Source organism: Chryseobacterium rhizosphaerae, from assembly GCF_003385455.1.
Classification (GTDB): domain Bacteria; phylum Bacteroidota; class Bacteroidia; order Flavobacteriales; family Weeksellaceae; genus Chryseobacterium; species Chryseobacterium rhizosphaerae.
Genome location: NZ_QNUF01000005.1, coordinates 249,974 through 265,495, shown reverse-complemented (window position 1 = coordinate 265,495; position 15,522 = coordinate 249,974). Strand labels below are relative to the sequence as shown.

Below are 15,522 nucleotides of genomic sequence, written 5' to 3'. Positions count from 1 at the left end.
ATCCTTTTTATGCCACTGCGAAAAGATTTATTTTATTGTATTGATTATGGATTTTATTACAACTTGGTATTTTTATTTTTCACTATTAATTTCTGTAGCAAACAAAGGTATTTCAGTAAAGCGACAAAGTCTGTCGCATTATAATAATTCATAAGATCAATTCTTTTAATTCTATAAAAAAGCGTCTGTAATTCACTCCTCTTCCCATCCAAACCTTTGGATATTGGGCATGTTTTGCCATACCTTTGCTGCCGCGTTTTAAAACACTGGTAACAATGGGTGTCCTGAAAAAATTAGAGATCAAAAAGAAGAGTCAAAAGGCCGAAGATAAAAATCTGTCTTTCCGGGTTTTTGATTTAACCATAGAAAATCTGAAAGAATATACCCAACCTCATAAGAAAGACCATTTCTGTATTATTGTGATGGAAAGCGGAACCCTTCAGATTCATATTGAAGAAAAAGTACACCCGCTAAAGGCCGGAAAAATTTCTGTTATATTTCCTGAACAGGCTAACTTCATCTCTGCCGCAAGTGACAACGTTACAGGAAAAATAATTTTATTTGAAGAAATATTATTCTGCTCAGACATTCTTAAAAACGAATTAAGTACCTATAATGTCAATCTTTCTACCCAATTGAACTGTACTATTCTTTCTCCTGAAGATTTTGAACAAAGTCTGAATACTATTTCAATCATTCAGAAAATTTATCAACATCCAAGTCTTATCAAAAAAGAACAGGCAAGATTTCATATTAAAATTTTCCTGTTGGGACTCATTGAATCCGTGCATGGGCTTCACCCTATTCTTCATAAAGACACGGCAGACAAACCCATATATGTCCGATTTAAAAAGCTACTGAATGAGCATTACAAACAACACCGAACAGTTCAGTATTATGCTGAAGAATTAGCTGTCAGTACAAAAAAATTAAATTCCATCACCAAAAAACATTGTAGCGAAACGGCGATTCAGGCGATTCACAACCGGATTTTAATAGAAATCAAGCGTCAGCTGATGTTTTCCGATCTTTCGCATAAGGAAATAGCTTTTGATCTTGGTTTTAATTCTCCTTCGGCCCTCAACAAATTTGTAAAAGCTAAACTTAAGGAAACACCTACCGAACTTCAGCAGGAGCTGGCGCAAATGTATAACGCATAGTCCTGTTTGTATAACATTACCTGTTTCGTCTTATCTAATTTTGTTTCATCAAAAATTAACTAAGAAAAATGAGTAAATTATTTATCGCAGGAGAAGTTTTTCATGGAGCAGGAAGCCTTGAAGAATTAAAGAATATTACCGGTAAAAAAGCAGTTATTGTAACGGGAGGAAGCTCAATGAGAAAGAGCGGAGCCCTGGATAAAGCAGTTGCTTACCTTACCGAAGCGGGCATCGAAACTCAGGTTTTCGAGGGGGTTGAAGAAGATCCATCTTCCGGAACATGTATGAAAGGTGCTGAAGTCATGAAAACTTTTGAACCGGATTGGGTAATCGGACTGGGAGGCTGTTCTGCCATTGATGCTGCCAAAATCATGTGGGTATTTTATGAGTATCCTGATGCAGATTTCGAAGCCATGATCAAACCTTTTACAGTACCGGTTTTAAGAAAGAAAGCTAAATTTATTGCTATTCCTTCCACCAGCGGAACAGGAACTGAAACTACCGGTTTAGCGGTCATCACAGACCGTGAAAAAGGAGTGAAATATCCTATTGTTTCTTATGAACTGACTCCGGATATTGCCATTGTGGATGGTGAAATCTGTGCATCTATGCCGGCTCATATCACCTCCAATACAGGACTGGATGCTTTGACACACTGTGTAGAGGCTTATGTTTCAAATATTGAGAACAATTATGCTGATGTCCTTTCAAAGGGAGGGTTGGAAATTGTTTTTAACAATCTTAAAGAAGCCGTAAACCATCCTGATAATATTAAGGCCCGTCAAAATATGCATGATGCCTCTTTCATGGCCGGTCTGGCATTCAATAATGCATGGTTGGGAATCGTTCACTCTTTATCTCACCAGGTAGGAGCTTTATATGGAATTCCTCACGGTGCTTCCAATGCCATCTTCCTTCCGAATGTGATCCGTTATAATGCTTTGGCAACAGACCGTTATCCTGATCTGGCTAAAGTAATCGGTAAGGAAACAGCTGAAGACCTTGCTCAGGCTATCGAGACATTACGTTCTGAGGTGAATAATAATGCTTCTCTTAAAGCATTTGGAATTTCAAAAGAGGATTGGGACAAAAACCTTGATTATATCACAGCCAATGCTTTGGCAGATCCTTGTACGGGATTCAATCCACGCGTTCCTTCATTAGATGAATTAAAAGCAATATACAATGCTTGTTATGAAGGTGTTGTTTATGCCGAAGAGGCAGTAGCTGCCTTCTAAAACTTAATAAAACGAGGAATGACAGGCTGATCATTCTTCCTTAAAATAAAAACAGGAAATCGATTCGATTTCCTGTTTTATTTTTTTATTGATAAATTACGACATTATCCTTTTTAAGCTGATAACCGCTTTTTTTGAAAGGAACCAATACATAACCGTCTTTTTTCCAAGCTTTTGCTTTTCCCGGTCTGGTAAGAATTAAGCTTCCTCCTTCAACATCTTTAACGAAAACCTCTGCTTTCTTCTTGTCTTTGCTGAAAATCACTGCAGCAATATACCCTCCGCCCGAAGCAACCTCTTTTAATTTGATTTTTTCTTCAAAAGTTCTTATACAGTCTTTTTTGATCTGAGAATAGGTATATCCTGCAGAACCGATACATCCGTGAGCATCTTTATCGCCTCCCAATACAGGTGTTTTTTGTGCGAATACTAAAGAACCAAGGAACATTGTGCTAAGTAAAATTGTTTTTTTCATGTTTTGTTGTTGTATTATTATGATACCTATCGTGGGTATTATTAAAAATCATGCCAAAACACAAACAAAACACTTTACTGTGAAAAATTTCTACCGTTATTTACGCAGTCCAAATGATTTTTTGAATGCTTCACCTCATCAGAATGGGTTCCGATCATTATATTGAATTCTCCTGATTCCCAGTCATATTTCAGATCTCCGTTTCATGAGGTCTGATCATTCTTCATTAAAATAAAAACAGGAAATCGAATCGATTTCCTGTTTTATTATTTATTGATAAATTACGACATTATCCTTTTTAAGCTGATAACCGCTTTTTTTGAAAGGAACCAGTACATAACCATCTTTTTTCCAAGCTTTTGCTTTTCCAGGTCTGGTAAGAATTAAGCTTCCTCCTTCAACATCTTTAACGAAAACCTCTGCTTTTTTCTTGTCTTTGCTGAAAATCACTGCAGCAATATACCCTCCGTCTGAAGCAACTTCATTTAATTTGATTTTTTGTTCAAAAGTTCTTACACAGTCCTTTTTGATCTGAGAATAGGTATATCCTGCAGAACCGATACATCCGTGAGCATCTCTATCTCCTCCTTTTATCGTCATTTCTTGTGCGAATACTAAAGAACCAAGGAACATTGTGCTAAGTAAAATTGTTTTTTTCATGTTTTGTTGTTGTATTATTATGATAATTATCGTGGGTATTATTAAAAATCATGCCAAAATACAAACAAAACACTTTGCTGTGAAAAATTTTCTACTACTCCTTACTTAGTCCAGGTAATTTTTGAATGCTTCACCTCATCAGAATTGGTTCCGATCATCACATCAAATTCTCCTGATTCCCAGTCGTATTTCAGATCTCCATTATAGAATTTCAGATTCTCCGGGCTGATCTCAAATGTTACTTTTTTGGATTCTCCTTTTTTCAGAAATATTTTCTGGAAACCTTTCAGTTCTTTTACCGGTCTTGTAATACTTCCTACCAGGTCTCTGATATAAAGCTGAACCACCTCTGCTCCATCATAGTTTCCGGTGTTGGACACATTCACTGACGCCTGAATAGTTTGGTTACCTTTTGGATTAGCGTTGGAAACAGTCATATCCGAATAACTGAATTTTGTATAGCTCAATCCATATCCGAAAGAGTATAATGGGGTATTACATTCATCCATATAGTTGGAACGGAATCTTTGGTATTCACATTTATCAACAAGCTTCTGGTCTAAAGGACGGCCCGTATTTTTAGCATTGTAATAAATAGGCACCTGACCAAGACTTCTTGGGAAAGTCATCGGAAGTTTTCCTGAAGGATTTACTTTTCCGAATAAAACATCAGCAAGTGCATTTCCTGCTTCCGAACCCGGGAACCATGCATTGACAATAGCATCAGGTGTATCTTTTACATTCGTTAAAGCTAATGGACGGCCTGTGAAAAGTACCATTGCAATAGGCTTTCCGGTCTTTTTCAACTCGTTCAACAGATCAACCTGAGACTGAGGGATTGTAATTTCACTTCTTGAAGAAGATTCCCCACTCATTTCTGCAGATTCTCCGATTGCCAGGACAATAACATCTGCTTTATTGGCAATATCCACGGCTTCTTTTAATAATTCTTCCTTGGAACGGTTATCTCTGTCGGTTTTCTTCCCGTGAGCAGCGTAGATTTCTTCTAATTTAGCATCATAATCAATATTAGCTCCTTTAGCAGAAAGGAATTTAACCTCCTTGCCATAGTTAGCCTGAAGCCCTTGCATCAAATTAACAGACAAATTATGTTTTGTGGCTACACTCCAGGTTCCTGCCATATTCATCGAGTTATTAACCAATGGTCCGATTACAGCAACTGTACCTGATTTTTTCAACGGTAAGACCTGGTTTTCATTTTTCAGTAAAACCATTGACTGAGCAGCAGCAGCTCTTGCCACATTACGGTTTTCCATATTGTAAACCTCTTTTGCCGCCAGTTTTGCGTCTCCATGTTTGTATGGATTATCAAATAAGCCTAAATCATATTTCGCTTCAAGAATTCTTTTGGCAGCCATATCAATTTCAGCCTGTGTTACTTTTCCTTCCGATAAAGATTTTTTTAAGGTTGTTAAAAAACCTTCTCCTACCATATCCATATCTATCCCGGCTTTTAAAGCCAAAGCTGAAACCTGCTGGATATCTCCCATTCCGTGATCAACCATTTCATTGATACCGGTATAATCGGTTACTACGAAACCTTTGAATTTCCATTGGTTTCTCAGTACTTCGGTCTGAAGCCATCTGTTTCCTGTTGCCGGAACTCCGTCCACCTCATTGAAAGAGGCCATTACAGAGGCAACACCAGCATCAACAGCTGCTTTGTAAGGAGGAAAATATTCATTGAACATTCTTACATGGCTCATATCAACGGTATTGTAATCTCTACCCGATTCACCTGCTCCATAGAGTGCAAAGTGCTTTACACAGGCAAGTATGTTCGTACCATTGGCTAAATCTTTCCCCTGGTATCCATACACCATGTTCTTTGAAATTTCACTTCCTAAATAAGGATCTTCACCAGAACCTTCAGACACTCTTCCCCATCTTGGTTCACGGGAAATATCAACCATGGGCGAAAAAGTCCAGTTGATTCCGTCTGAAGCAGCCTCTCTTGCAGCCACTCTTGCAGACTGCTGTACTAAATTCATATCCCATGAAGCCGCAAGGCCTAATGGAATTGGGAAAGTCGTTTCATAACCATGGATAACATCCATTCCAAAAATCATTGGAATTTTCAGACGGCTTTTTTCAACAGCTACTTTTTGAACGGCTTTGATTTTATCAGCCCCTTTTATGTTGAACAATCCACCTACCAATCCCTGCTCTACTTTTTTTCCGATATCGGAACTTTGAGCCATTCCTGTAGTAAAATCTCCGGAAGTCGGCAGATTGAGCTGACCGATTTTTTCGTCCAATGTCATTTTAGATAACAGATTATCTACAAAGGCTTTCTTTTTTGCCTGATATTGGGCTGTCTGATAAGACTGTACGGGTTTATCCACCATCTCCTGTGCCGAGAATACCGGCGAAAGGGCTAATGCAGCGAGTACGATTAGTTTTTTCATAAATCTAACTTCTTATTGTTCTATTATAATTAACGTGAAACGTTATTTTTTGACTGATTGTATCTGATTGACCTATTTTCATTGTCTCTAAAAAAGACAATATTCAAAAATATGAAAATAATTCAATATTACTTCAATAAACTCAAGGTTTTACCATGGCTGAGCATCGCATTTCCTCTGAGTTTTTGCTTATTTCTCTTTTTTCTTTGACAGCATCCATTCATACAGCTGAGGGTTTGAATATGCTGAATCCCAGGAGTTATGATTATCATTCGGGAAAATCACCAATTCTGCAGCAGGATTAACCGGATGTAGTTTCTGATAGAATTTAAAAGCATTTTCCGGCAGTACAATATCATCCATTCCGCCATGATATATTCTCATATTCAAATTTTTATATTGCTCGATATTGGCGGTCATCACCTGATCCGTAGGTGCACATACTGAAACTACTGCGGCAAACATTTCAGGATGCTCCATCGCTAATTTTAAAGTTCCCCAGCCTCCCATGGAAAGCCCGGTAAGGTAAATTCTGGAAGCATCTATTTTATATTTCTTCTGAATTTCTTTTATTAAATGATATACGGTAACTGTATCCCACCATGAATCTGCAGGACATTGCGGTGCCAGAATAGCAACCGGTTCCTTGATCAGTTCTTTATAGGTGAAAGGGCTGTGTGCTTTTACCATTTCAAGATTATTACCTCTTTCTCCCGACCCGTGAAGAAATACAATTAAAGGAACATTTCCTTTTGATTTTTGAGGGTAATCCAGTATGTAGGATATTTTTTCAGGTCTTTTAATTTCTTTGTTAAGTTCCGCTTTTACTTCCTGAGCTTTCAGCTGTAATGAAAGGGGAAGAAGTAAAAGGGGAAGGTGTTTCAATTTTACTTTCATATTGTTATTTAGGTTTTTGGCTTAAGCCATTGGATTGGCTTTTTATTTATATACACGGGCTAAAGCCCATTTCTATCAATTTTAATCAGCCACGAGTGCACAATGATCCTGCATTTGTGGCTGATTGAAAGGTATCTATTTTATTCCGTATTTCGGGGACTGGAAACTTAATTTTTTTAATCCCTGCTGAATTTCCGGAGCATTCATGAACAGTTTCCAAAGGAATCCTGATCTGTAGTTTTCTATCATTGGAGCTATAGTACCCTGATCAATTGCCAGGTACCTTGGGGTAGACCAATTGTTATAATGAATAGAAGTAGCATCATAAGGCCCGGCACTTCCAATAAATTCTGGTTTTTGAGTGTATATAAACCTTAGAAAATTCATGGATTCTTTCGGGGTGTATGGGAAACTGCTTAAAGCGGCTGTAGGGGTGATCACTCCGTTATCATTGGTAGGCATATGCGCAGTGTAGCCTGCACTTCCATCTTCATTTCTGGTATAACCTGCTGTCAGCCCCCAATAATTGGGACCATACCCTTTCCATTGCTTCGGATTTCCCACACAATATTTGTAATCAATAAGGGTTTGGTTTTTATTTAAATCAAAATAGTTTTTGATCAGTTTATCAGATAATCCGGTTGGATCAAGTCCAATATAGGAATATTGCGACCAAAAAAGCGGTCCGCCATATTCTTCTGCGTAATTATGTTTTACGTAGAGTGGTAATCCGTATTTTGTTTTGTCGGTAAGGTAGGTTCCGTTTCTGGTCCAGCCTTTATAATAGGTTTCTGCATCAATGGCGTAGGTAGGTGAAGAGGCTGCCAGGATATAGGTAATTAGGCATTCATTATACCCTTCCAGAGGGAAATTCATGTCCCACTGATATTCAGGAGACCAATGCCAGTACAATACTTTTTCGCCTCCTTTGGTATACCAGTTCCACTGAATTCCTTTCCAAAGCTCGTCGCATTTTGCTGCTAAAGCTTTTTCCTCGGCATTTCCATTTTTAAAATATTCACGGGTCATCAGTATCCCTGAGGTAAGAAATGCTGTTTCTACCAGATCGCCTCCATTATCTTTTTTACCAAAAGGCACGGTCTTCCCTGTTTCACCATTGATCCAATGTGACCATGCACCTTTATGACGGTCTGCCTTTGCCAGAAAATCCATCATATGGGAAAGTCTTTTTACGGCTTCTTTTCTGGGAACAAATCCTCTTTCTACTCCAACCAGAATGGTAGCCAATCCAAATCCTGAGCCACCGGTGGTAATGACATGTTTATCATTATCCGGATAGATATTATCTTCGTGATAACGCTCTCTGCCCAACATTGAATTGGGTTCTGCATAATCCCAGAAGTAGGTAAGAGCATCTTTCTGTACTTTATCCATCAACTGTTCATCTGTAATAGTGCTTTTCACTATTTTATCCTGAGAAGCTTCCTGTTTGGAAACCTGAATATTTTTGCATGAATATGCAAAAAACAGGGAGGTTACTGCCACTGATACTACGATCCTTTTCATTGGTAAATGGTTTACTGGTTTATAAAATGAGAGGAGAATTTTCACTCTCCTCTTGTTTATGTATGTATTTTAGTAATTCGGGTTTTGCTGAGATAATCCTCCGGCTTCCATGAGAAACTCATAAGGAAGTGGGAATAATTCATGTTTTCCAACAACGAATTTCTTATTGCCGTCTGCTGCCATGGCTGCCTGTGCCTGCCCTGTTCTTACAAGGTCAAACCATCTGTCATGTTCGAAAGCCAATTCCAGTCTTCTTTCCTTCCAGATAGCCATTCTTACGTCTGCCTGAGTGGTAGCCGTTGTTTCAGCAATTTTAGCTCTTTTTCTCACCTGATTCAATAATGGAATTGCCACACTGGTTTGCCCCAATTCATTAAGTGCTTCTGCCTTGATCAACAAAACTTCTGCATATCTAAGATAACGGATATTGGTATCTGTAGCGTCTTTGTCATAGAATGCTGATGAGTATGCCTTATAATTATAGAATTTATTTTCTACGGTATTAGGAATGTATCTTCCGTCATATAACGTCATATCTCTGTGAATGATCGTTGCATCTCTTCTTTCTGTATCTCCTTCTGCTGTGTAAGCATCATACAAGCCTTGTGTAGGGGTTGCAAATCCCCAGCCCCAGCCTCCGGAACCACGAACTCCCTGTACTTTACTGTACTGCTGGATGGCTCTTCCGGCATCACTTCCTGACCCCTGGATTTCAAAGATAGATTCTGCATTATTCTCTCCTGAAACTTTATAAATATCAATAAAATTAGGAGTCAATGAATATCCGGTCACCAAATCGCACTGTTCTGCTGCCAGCTGCCATTTCTTCTGGTAAAGATATACTTTAGCCAATAATGCGTGAGCTGCCCCTACTGAAGCTCTTCCAACATCAGTAGCTCCATATGCAGACTTATTAGGAAGCGCTTCTACAGCATCTTTTAAGTCTTTTTCAATAAATGCATAGATCTCTTCTTTGCTTACTCTTGTAAGCTGCATTTTTTTATCTTCTTCATTTCCAAGAACCGGAACACGGTCTACTAAAGGAACTCCTCCAAAAGATTTTACCAGGGTAAAGTACATAAAAGCTCTCAGGAACTTAGCTTCTCCCATTAATCTTTTACGTAATTCAGGATTAGCCTTATCCAGTTTTGGAATATACTGTAAGGCTTGGTTACATCTGTTTATTCCCTGATAATTAGAAGCAAAAAGCTCTTTAAAAGAAGGGGTGGTTGCGGTAATATTGATGGCATCCAGAAGATTTTTATCTGATCCTGTATCTCCTTCCGATGATCCTTTATCAGCATCATCAGAGATAATGGACGTTACTCCGATCCAGGCAAACGTACTCATATTCCAATCTAAGAATTTGGCATAGATAGAATTTACAAAATAAGTGGCCCCATTGTCATTATTAAATTTTTCAAGATCATCAATTGTCATTGACTCTGATGGTTTCACATCGATAAATTCATCGCTACAGCTTTGTACAGCAGCTACTGAACCCAATAACATTAAAGAGACTAATATGATTTTATTTCTTTTCATTTTTTCTAAAAGTTTATGTTTACACCAAATACAAAAGATCTTAACGTAGGGTATGCATTCAATTCTACCCCTGCCATTTTATAAGGATCTCCTTCTGTTTTCGCATCCGTAGGGTTATATCCTGACAATTCTGTGGAATATCCCGTATATTTCTGCCATACTACCGGGTTGATAGCACTTACATAAAACTTCACAGATCTTACATAGTCTACAATATCTTTTACGGTATATCCGATTGATATATTATTAATTCTGAAATAATCTCCGTCTTCTAAGAAATAAGTAGAAGCAATAGGATTATCTGTATAAGGTTTAGGATTGTATGAATTAGAGTTAGATGGGCTCCAGTAATCCTGTGCTACTGAAGATTCAATATTAATACTGTTTCCTCGCTGTGCTTTCTTACCGTTATATACTTTAAATCCAAACGCTCCATATCCATTGGCTGCAAAATCCCAGTTTTTATAGCTTAAGGATACATTGATCCCCAGTGTAGATTTCGGAATATAAGAATCGAAATACTTTCTGTCTCCGGCATCAGCACTTCCTGTAACACCATTTCCGTTAAGGTCTTTGTATTTCATATTTCCACTCGCATCTACTCCATCATACTCCCATAAATAGAAGCTTCCCAATGCATGTCCTACTGTAGAACCGTTGAATAGTTTTACCCATTGTCCGTTCCCCAGATCTCCACCACTCAACTGAGCAATATTCTTTTGCGTATCCACTCTGGTAAGCTCGTTCTGATTGAAAGAGTAATTGGCTCCTAAAGAGTATGACCAGTCATCTCCTACTTTATCAGCCCAGTTCAGTGAGAATTCCATCCCTCTGTTTCTTACAGCCCCTACGTGAGAATAATAGGTTTCTGACTGACCGGAAGTCGTGTAATTGGTAATTCCTAAAATAAGGTTATTGGTTTCTCTGTTATAAGCATCAATGCTACCCGTTAATCTTTTGTTGAATAATCCAAAATCCAATCCTGCAGAAGATTCTTCGGTAACCTCCCATCCTAAAACAGGGTCAAAACCTTTGTTTACGGTGATACCGTTACTTACAGGATTTGCATTTCCATATCCATAGTTATAAGGAGTACCTGAGTTTAGCGGCAGATAGTTCAGAGGAACTCTCTGGTTACCTAATTTACCCCAGCCTCCTCTTAGTTTTAAAAGATCAAAGAAGCTGTCTTTCATGAAATCTTCTTCAGAAATGATCCAACCTGCTCCGAATGACGGGAAAGTTCCCCATTTTTGTCCGGCTGCAAACTGTGAAGATCCGTCACGTCTTACCGTAGCACTCAATAAATAACGATTCATAAGTTTATACTGTGCTCTGGCAAAATAAGAAACGGTAGTATTTCTATCGTATTTTACAGCATTAAGGGTCTGAACATTATTTACATAGTTCGTATCCTTAATATTCCAGTAATTCTGATCATTTAAAAGCAAGTTCTTTCTTTTTACAATCAGCTGATCGATACCGTTTCTTACGGTTGTTTCCGTACCAATGGTTGCTTCAAGATCATGAACCCCGAATTTTTTATTATAAGTTAAATAGTTCGTTAAAGACCAGTTGTAGTAATCTTCTCTTGTATTCTCCAGGGTATTGTAAGGATTGGTATTGGAGAACCCTGCTGCTGTTCTTGTAGGGTCTTCGGCAAGCCATATCGCCACTTCATCTCTGAAATTATAGGCTTTATAATTAGAATATTCGCCATTAAACTGAGAGGTAAACTTCAGTCCCTTAAGGATATCAATATCCAATTTCAATCCTCCCTGTAATAATGTATTTTTGTTTTGCTCATTATTCAGCAATAGCTGGCTTACCGGGTTGGCAACATCATTAAATTTATTCCCTGTATAATCTACAAGACCTGTGGAAGTGTTTACGTAAGGCATTCCGAACTGTCCTGACGGATAGTAAACAGGAACCATCGGAGATTGTTTATAGGCTGTTGTAAAAGCATTAAACGGTTTCGGAGTCGTTTTTGTAAAAGCTACACTGAAATTTTGCTGTAACGTAATCCCTTTAGCAATTTTAAACTCGTTATTGGATCTGATGGTGGCACGGTTATAATCTGTACCTCTCAGAATAGACTGTTCGTCATAATTACTTAAACTGAAGAAATATTTTACGGCTTCTGAGGAACCTGAAACAGAAAGATTATGCTGATTATAAACTCCTGTCCTTGTAATTTCTTTAAACCAATCTGTATTTACCGGTTGGTCTGTAGAAAATCTATTGATTCCCAACGCTGCGTTATTATAAGTGGCAAACTCTGAAGAATTAGCCATTTTCACAGTTTTCAATGGAGTTCTTATTCCTATTAACCCATCATAAGAAACACTTAGTTTTCCTTTTCCGGTTTTTGTGGTAATAATGATTACCCCATTAGCGGCTCTGTTACCATAGATGGCTAAGGCTGCTGCATCTTTCAGGATATCATAGGTAAGGATATCATTAGAGTTGATATTATTGATATTCTCTAAAAACATTCCATCAACTACATAAAGCGGTGATCTTCCTCCGGTTACCGTTCCCAGACCTCTGATCAATACAGAAGGTGTAGATCCCGGCATATCGGAAGCTGTAATCTGTACCCCCGCAGCTTTACCCTGAATAGCTTGGGAGGCATTTAAAACTTTAGTCTTTGTTACTTCTTCGGCACTGATGGAACTGATGGATGTTGTATTATCTACCTTTTTACGGCTACCATATCCAATCATTACGACCTCATCAATTTTCTGGACTTTAGCAGAATCCTTTGTAACCTGCGCATCCACGTTCATACCAAAGTACAGAACTGCGATAAGGCATGAATACTTTAAATTACCTTGTTTCATATAGTTTCAATTTTATTCGTACAATCAAATTTTGTGAATGTCCCTATTTGACAGCAATTCAATTTCTCAAAAAAAGACATTAGCCAAAAATATAAAAAAAAACGAACAATGTTAATTTATCTTAAAAATTGAAAAAAAATTACATAATTTTACACAAAAACAGACAAACGGTTTAATTTTATGAATTTAAGATCAGAATATTTGTCAATACATCATCATATTATTAATTGCAAAAACATGGTTTTTAAGATATAATTCACCAAATGCAGTCCTGAATTTAATATTTTGTTAATATGATAATAGTATCTACCTTTGGTGCAGTTTTTGAAAAACCAACAAAAAGTATCAATGAAAAAATATATTGTTGCTGCCGCTCTCATTATTGGAACCGGAGCAGTTATTAGCACTACCGTACAATCCTGTACAACGCTGGCGACCTCTGATATGGGACTTTCTATTATCAAAAGAATGCTTCTCAACGGAATAGACAAAGGAATGGGTGTTTATGCCAATAAAGAAGCTTTCCTACAGAATAATATGGTGGATAAAGCTCTTCCCAAGGAGCTGAGAGACATCAATTCTATGCTTGAAAAGATAGCACCGTCATTGGTGGCTAAAGAAAGAGATTTCATTGCCCAGGCTGCCGCTTATACGGTGAACACCTCCAAGCCGATCTTACAGGGAGCTGTCAATAGTTTGAATGCACAGGATGTAACCAGAATCATTCAGGGAACAACCGCTACACAAATCCTGAAGGAAAAAACATCTCAGCAGCTTATTGCTGCTATTGCTCCAAAAGTAGATGAAAAACTGAACGAATACGGAATTGTTAAAACCATCAATACGGCTTTATCGGGCAGTAACTTTCTGGGGAATCTTTTAGGAGGTAACAACAACACGGTTAATGCAGGAGGATTGAGCCAGCTTGCTTCTGAGCAGCTTGTCAATGGAATATTCAACATTATCGAAGACTACGAGAACCAGAACTCCAAAGCCCTGCTGGGACCATTTGGGAAATAAGGGAAATTTCGTTATATTTATATTATATTAATACTTGCAGATGGATATATTACAAGGAAATCAACACGCAAATCCTGAGGATTTTTACAAATCTTTAAAGGAAAAACTGGAGGATCATCATGATTTTCCGGAGGATTATTTATTTAAATTTATTATCCCTACAGACCAGGCAAAGCTTACTGAAATATACAAGGTTTTTGATGGTATTAAATTTACTCTGGGAAACCGTGAAAGTAAAAATGGAAAATACACAGCCTGTAATATCAGTGCATTTGTTTTGGATGCAAATCAGGTGGTGACTATTTATCAGGAAGTAGCCAAAATAGAAGGGGTAATCCTGCTATAAAAAACTTTAGTCACAAAATACATTTGTGGTTATAAACCCGGCTGGCCTATGAATAGGCCAGCCGGGTTTTTTATACGCCATTCACAGCTACTTTTCAGTAAGCAAATTATCCCGGAATATTTTACTCTATCTGGCAAAACTTCATCCATACGGATGTCAATACATCATCTTAAAAATAAAGCCTAGGATCCTTTACAGAATACTAAACGGAGCATTTAAAATTGCCTATTACTTATTATTTGAATAGCGTCAGGGAACATAAAAAAAGAGGCTGTTTCATATGGAAACAGCCTCTTTTTATTGGGTCTTTATTTATTATTTTTCAATAAAAAATTTCACGTTGTCAATAGGTCTCCCCAGCATGGCTACAGAACCTTTCACAAGAATAGGTCTCTGTATCAGAGATGGGTTTTCAGATAAAATTTTGATCCATTCTTCTTCAGAAAGGTTTTTATCTGCATAATTTTCGATATACAGTTTTTCTGTTTTACGGATAATATGAAAAACACTTTGATTAAGTTTTTTCAATACTGTTTTTATTTCCAGAACACTCAGCGGATCTTCAACAATATTGATAATTTCAAAAGCTACCCCATTTTCATCAAGATACTCTAATACAGCATTTGATTTCGAACAGTTCCCGTTATGTAAAACCTTAACTAACATCTTCTATTTTATTTAAAATTAAACTTGCTTTCTTACAAATTTAGTAAGAATCTGACGGATCTTCTCTTAATGGTCTGGTAAATATTTGTTAAAACAGCCCGTGCAATTCAGCTTCAATTTTCTCAAGAATAAGTCCAAAATCTTCCGGTTTCTCTACAAAATCAAGGTCATCAACTTCAATGATCAGCAGTTTCCCTTCTGTATAATTGGAGATCCATTTTTCATACTTCTGATTAAGCTTTGAAAGATATTCTATGCTGATGGATGCTTCATATTCACGTCCTCTTTTATAGATTTTCTTGACAAGATTGGGTACATCAGATTTTAAATAAATTAACAGGTCCGGTGCAGATACAAAACTCTTCATTAAATCAAAAACCGACGAATAGTTATTGAAATCCCTATCAGAAAGAAGTTTCATATCATTCAGGTTTTCCGCAAAAATGTGAGCATCTTCATAGATGGTACGGTCCTGAATAATATTCTTTCCACTTTCTCTGATCTCCTTTACCTGGCGGAATCTGCTTCCCAGGAAGTATACCTGAAGGGCAAAACTCCATTTGCTCATATCCGAATAAAAATCTTCCAGATAAGGGTTATGATCTACGTCTTCAAATTGTGCATCCCATCCGTAATGCTTGGAAAGCATTGTAGTGAGGGTTGTTTTTCCTGCTCCAATGTTTCCTGTAACTGCAATATGCATATTTTTTCCTTTT

Annotated in this window: 13 protein-coding genes; 4 read left to right on the top strand and 9 right to left on the bottom strand. The window is 37.5% G+C overall.

Annotated elements, in window-relative coordinates; all coding sequences use genetic code 11:
* The first annotated feature begins 275 nt into the window (after positions 1-275).
* Positions 276-1,160 (top strand): AraC family transcriptional regulator, encoded by an 885-nt coding sequence (locus DRF57_RS06705; protein ID WP_115917561.1) that lies wholly within the window; start codon positions 276-278, stop codon positions 1,158-1,160.
* A 68-nt stretch (positions 1,161-1,228) separates the two neighbouring features.
* The gene (locus tag DRF57_RS06700) at positions 1,229-2,398 is read left to right on the top strand and encodes an iron-containing alcohol dehydrogenase (protein WP_115917559.1); all 1,170 of its coding nucleotides are present in this window, start codon (positions 1,229-1,231) and stop codon (positions 2,396-2,398) included.
* 85 nt (positions 2,399-2,483) lie between these two features.
* Here DRF57_RS06700 and DRF57_RS06695 read toward each other — a convergent pair whose 3' ends face one another.
* From DRF57_RS06695 to DRF57_RS06665, 7 genes are all read right to left on the bottom strand, one after another.
* On the bottom strand, positions 2,484-2,873 hold the full coding sequence (locus DRF57_RS06695; RefSeq protein WP_047486182.1) for a hypothetical protein: 390 nt from the start codon (positions 2,871-2,873) through the stop codon (positions 2,484-2,486).
* 270 nt (positions 2,874-3,143) lie between these two features.
* Positions 3,144-3,533, bottom strand: coding sequence for a hypothetical protein (locus tag DRF57_RS06690; protein ID WP_047486184.1), 390 nt, complete (start codon positions 3,531-3,533; stop codon positions 3,144-3,146).
* A 101-nt stretch (positions 3,534-3,634) separates the two neighbouring features.
* Positions 3,635-5,962, bottom strand: a complete 2,328-nt coding sequence (gene bglX, locus DRF57_RS06685; RefSeq protein WP_115917558.1) for a beta-glucosidase BglX — start codon at positions 5,960-5,962, stop codon at positions 3,635-3,637.
* 189 nt (positions 5,963-6,151) lie between these two features.
* Positions 6,152-6,859: a carboxylesterase family protein gene (locus tag DRF57_RS06680; protein ID WP_115917556.1), complete on the bottom strand. Its 708-nt coding sequence runs from the start codon at positions 6,857-6,859 to the stop codon at positions 6,152-6,154.
* 135 nt (positions 6,860-6,994) lie between these two features.
* Positions 6,995-8,386, bottom strand: a complete 1,392-nt coding sequence (locus DRF57_RS06675) for a glucoamylase family protein (RefSeq protein ID WP_115917554.1) — start codon at positions 8,384-8,386, stop codon at positions 6,995-6,997.
* Positions 8,387-8,455: 69 nt separating this feature from the next.
* Entirely contained in the window at positions 8,456-9,931 is a 1,476-nt protein-coding gene (locus DRF57_RS06670; RefSeq protein WP_115917552.1) for a RagB/SusD family nutrient uptake outer membrane protein, read from the bottom strand.
* A gap of 5 nt (positions 9,932-9,936) precedes the next feature.
* Entirely contained in the window at positions 9,937-12,774 is a 2,838-nt protein-coding gene (locus DRF57_RS06665) for a SusC/RagA family TonB-linked outer membrane protein (RefSeq protein WP_115917550.1), read from the bottom strand.
* Between the two features lie 348 nt (positions 12,775-13,122).
* On the opposite strand from DRF57_RS06665, the gene DRF57_RS06660 reads away from it, so the two are divergent.
* Together DRF57_RS06660 and DRF57_RS06655 are read left to right on the top strand one after the other, a co-directional pair.
* Positions 13,123-13,794: a DUF4197 family protein gene (locus DRF57_RS06660; protein ID WP_115917548.1), complete on the top strand. Its 672-nt coding sequence runs from the start codon at positions 13,123-13,125 to the stop codon at positions 13,792-13,794.
* A gap of 40 nt (positions 13,795-13,834) precedes the next feature.
* Positions 13,835-14,140, top strand: a complete 306-nt coding sequence (locus tag DRF57_RS06655; protein ID WP_047486197.1) for a DUF493 family protein — start codon at positions 13,835-13,837, stop codon at positions 14,138-14,140.
* Positions 14,141-14,455: 315 nt separating this feature from the next.
* Here DRF57_RS06655 and DRF57_RS06650 read toward each other — a convergent pair whose 3' ends face one another.
* The gene (locus tag DRF57_RS06650) at positions 14,456-14,806 is read right to left on the bottom strand and encodes an ArsC/Spx/MgsR family protein (RefSeq protein ID WP_047486199.1); all 351 of its coding nucleotides are present in this window, start codon (positions 14,804-14,806) and stop codon (positions 14,456-14,458) included.
* An 88-nt stretch (positions 14,807-14,894) separates the two neighbouring features.
* Complete coding sequence (locus DRF57_RS06645) at positions 14,895-15,509, bottom strand: deoxynucleoside kinase (protein WP_047486201.1); 615 nt, start codon at positions 15,507-15,509, stop codon at positions 14,895-14,897.
* Positions 15,510-15,522: the final 13 nt, after the last annotated feature.

What these genes read in the sequence shown, in the direction of transcription:
- DRF57_RS06645 (WP_047486201.1), bottom strand. Translation starts at nt 15,509, where the DNA reads ATGCATATTGCAGTTACAGGAAACATTGGAGCAGGAAAAACAACCCTC.
- DRF57_RS06660 (WP_115917548.1), top strand. Translation starts at nt 13,123, where the DNA reads ATGAAAAAATATATTGTTGCTGCCGCTCTCATTATTGGAACCGGAGCA.
- DRF57_RS06700 (WP_115917559.1), top strand. Translation starts at nt 1,229, where the DNA reads ATGAGTAAATTATTTATCGCAGGAGAAGTTTTTCATGGAGCAGGAAGC.
- DRF57_RS06665 (WP_115917550.1), bottom strand. Translation starts at nt 12,774, where the DNA reads ATGAAACAAGGTAATTTAAAGTATTCATGCCTTATCGCAGTTCTGTAC.
- DRF57_RS06695 (WP_047486182.1), bottom strand. Translation starts at nt 2,873, where the DNA reads ATGAAAAAAACAATTTTACTTAGCACAATGTTCCTTGGTTCTTTAGTA.
- DRF57_RS06680 (WP_115917556.1), bottom strand. Translation starts at nt 6,859, where the DNA reads ATGAAAGTAAAATTGAAACACCTTCCCCTTTTACTTCTTCCCCTTTCA.
- bglX (WP_115917558.1), bottom strand. Translation starts at nt 5,962, where the DNA reads ATGAAAAAACTAATCGTACTCGCTGCATTAGCCCTTTCGCCGGTATTC.
- DRF57_RS06705 (WP_115917561.1), top strand. Translation starts at nt 276, where the DNA reads ATGGGTGTCCTGAAAAAATTAGAGATCAAAAAGAAGAGTCAAAAGGCC.
- DRF57_RS06690 (WP_047486184.1), bottom strand. Translation starts at nt 3,533, where the DNA reads ATGAAAAAAACAATTTTACTTAGCACAATGTTCCTTGGTTCTTTAGTA.
- DRF57_RS06670 (WP_115917552.1), bottom strand. Translation starts at nt 9,931, where the DNA reads ATGAAAAGAAATAAAATCATATTAGTCTCTTTAATGTTATTGGGTTCA.
- DRF57_RS06655 (WP_047486197.1), top strand. Translation starts at nt 13,835, where the DNA reads ATGGATATATTACAAGGAAATCAACACGCAAATCCTGAGGATTTTTAC.
- DRF57_RS06675 (WP_115917554.1), bottom strand. Translation starts at nt 8,386, where the DNA reads ATGAAAAGGATCGTAGTATCAGTGGCAGTAACCTCCCTGTTTTTTGCA.
- DRF57_RS06650 (WP_047486199.1), bottom strand. Translation starts at nt 14,806, where the DNA reads ATGTTAGTTAAGGTTTTACATAACGGGAACTGTTCGAAATCAAATGCT.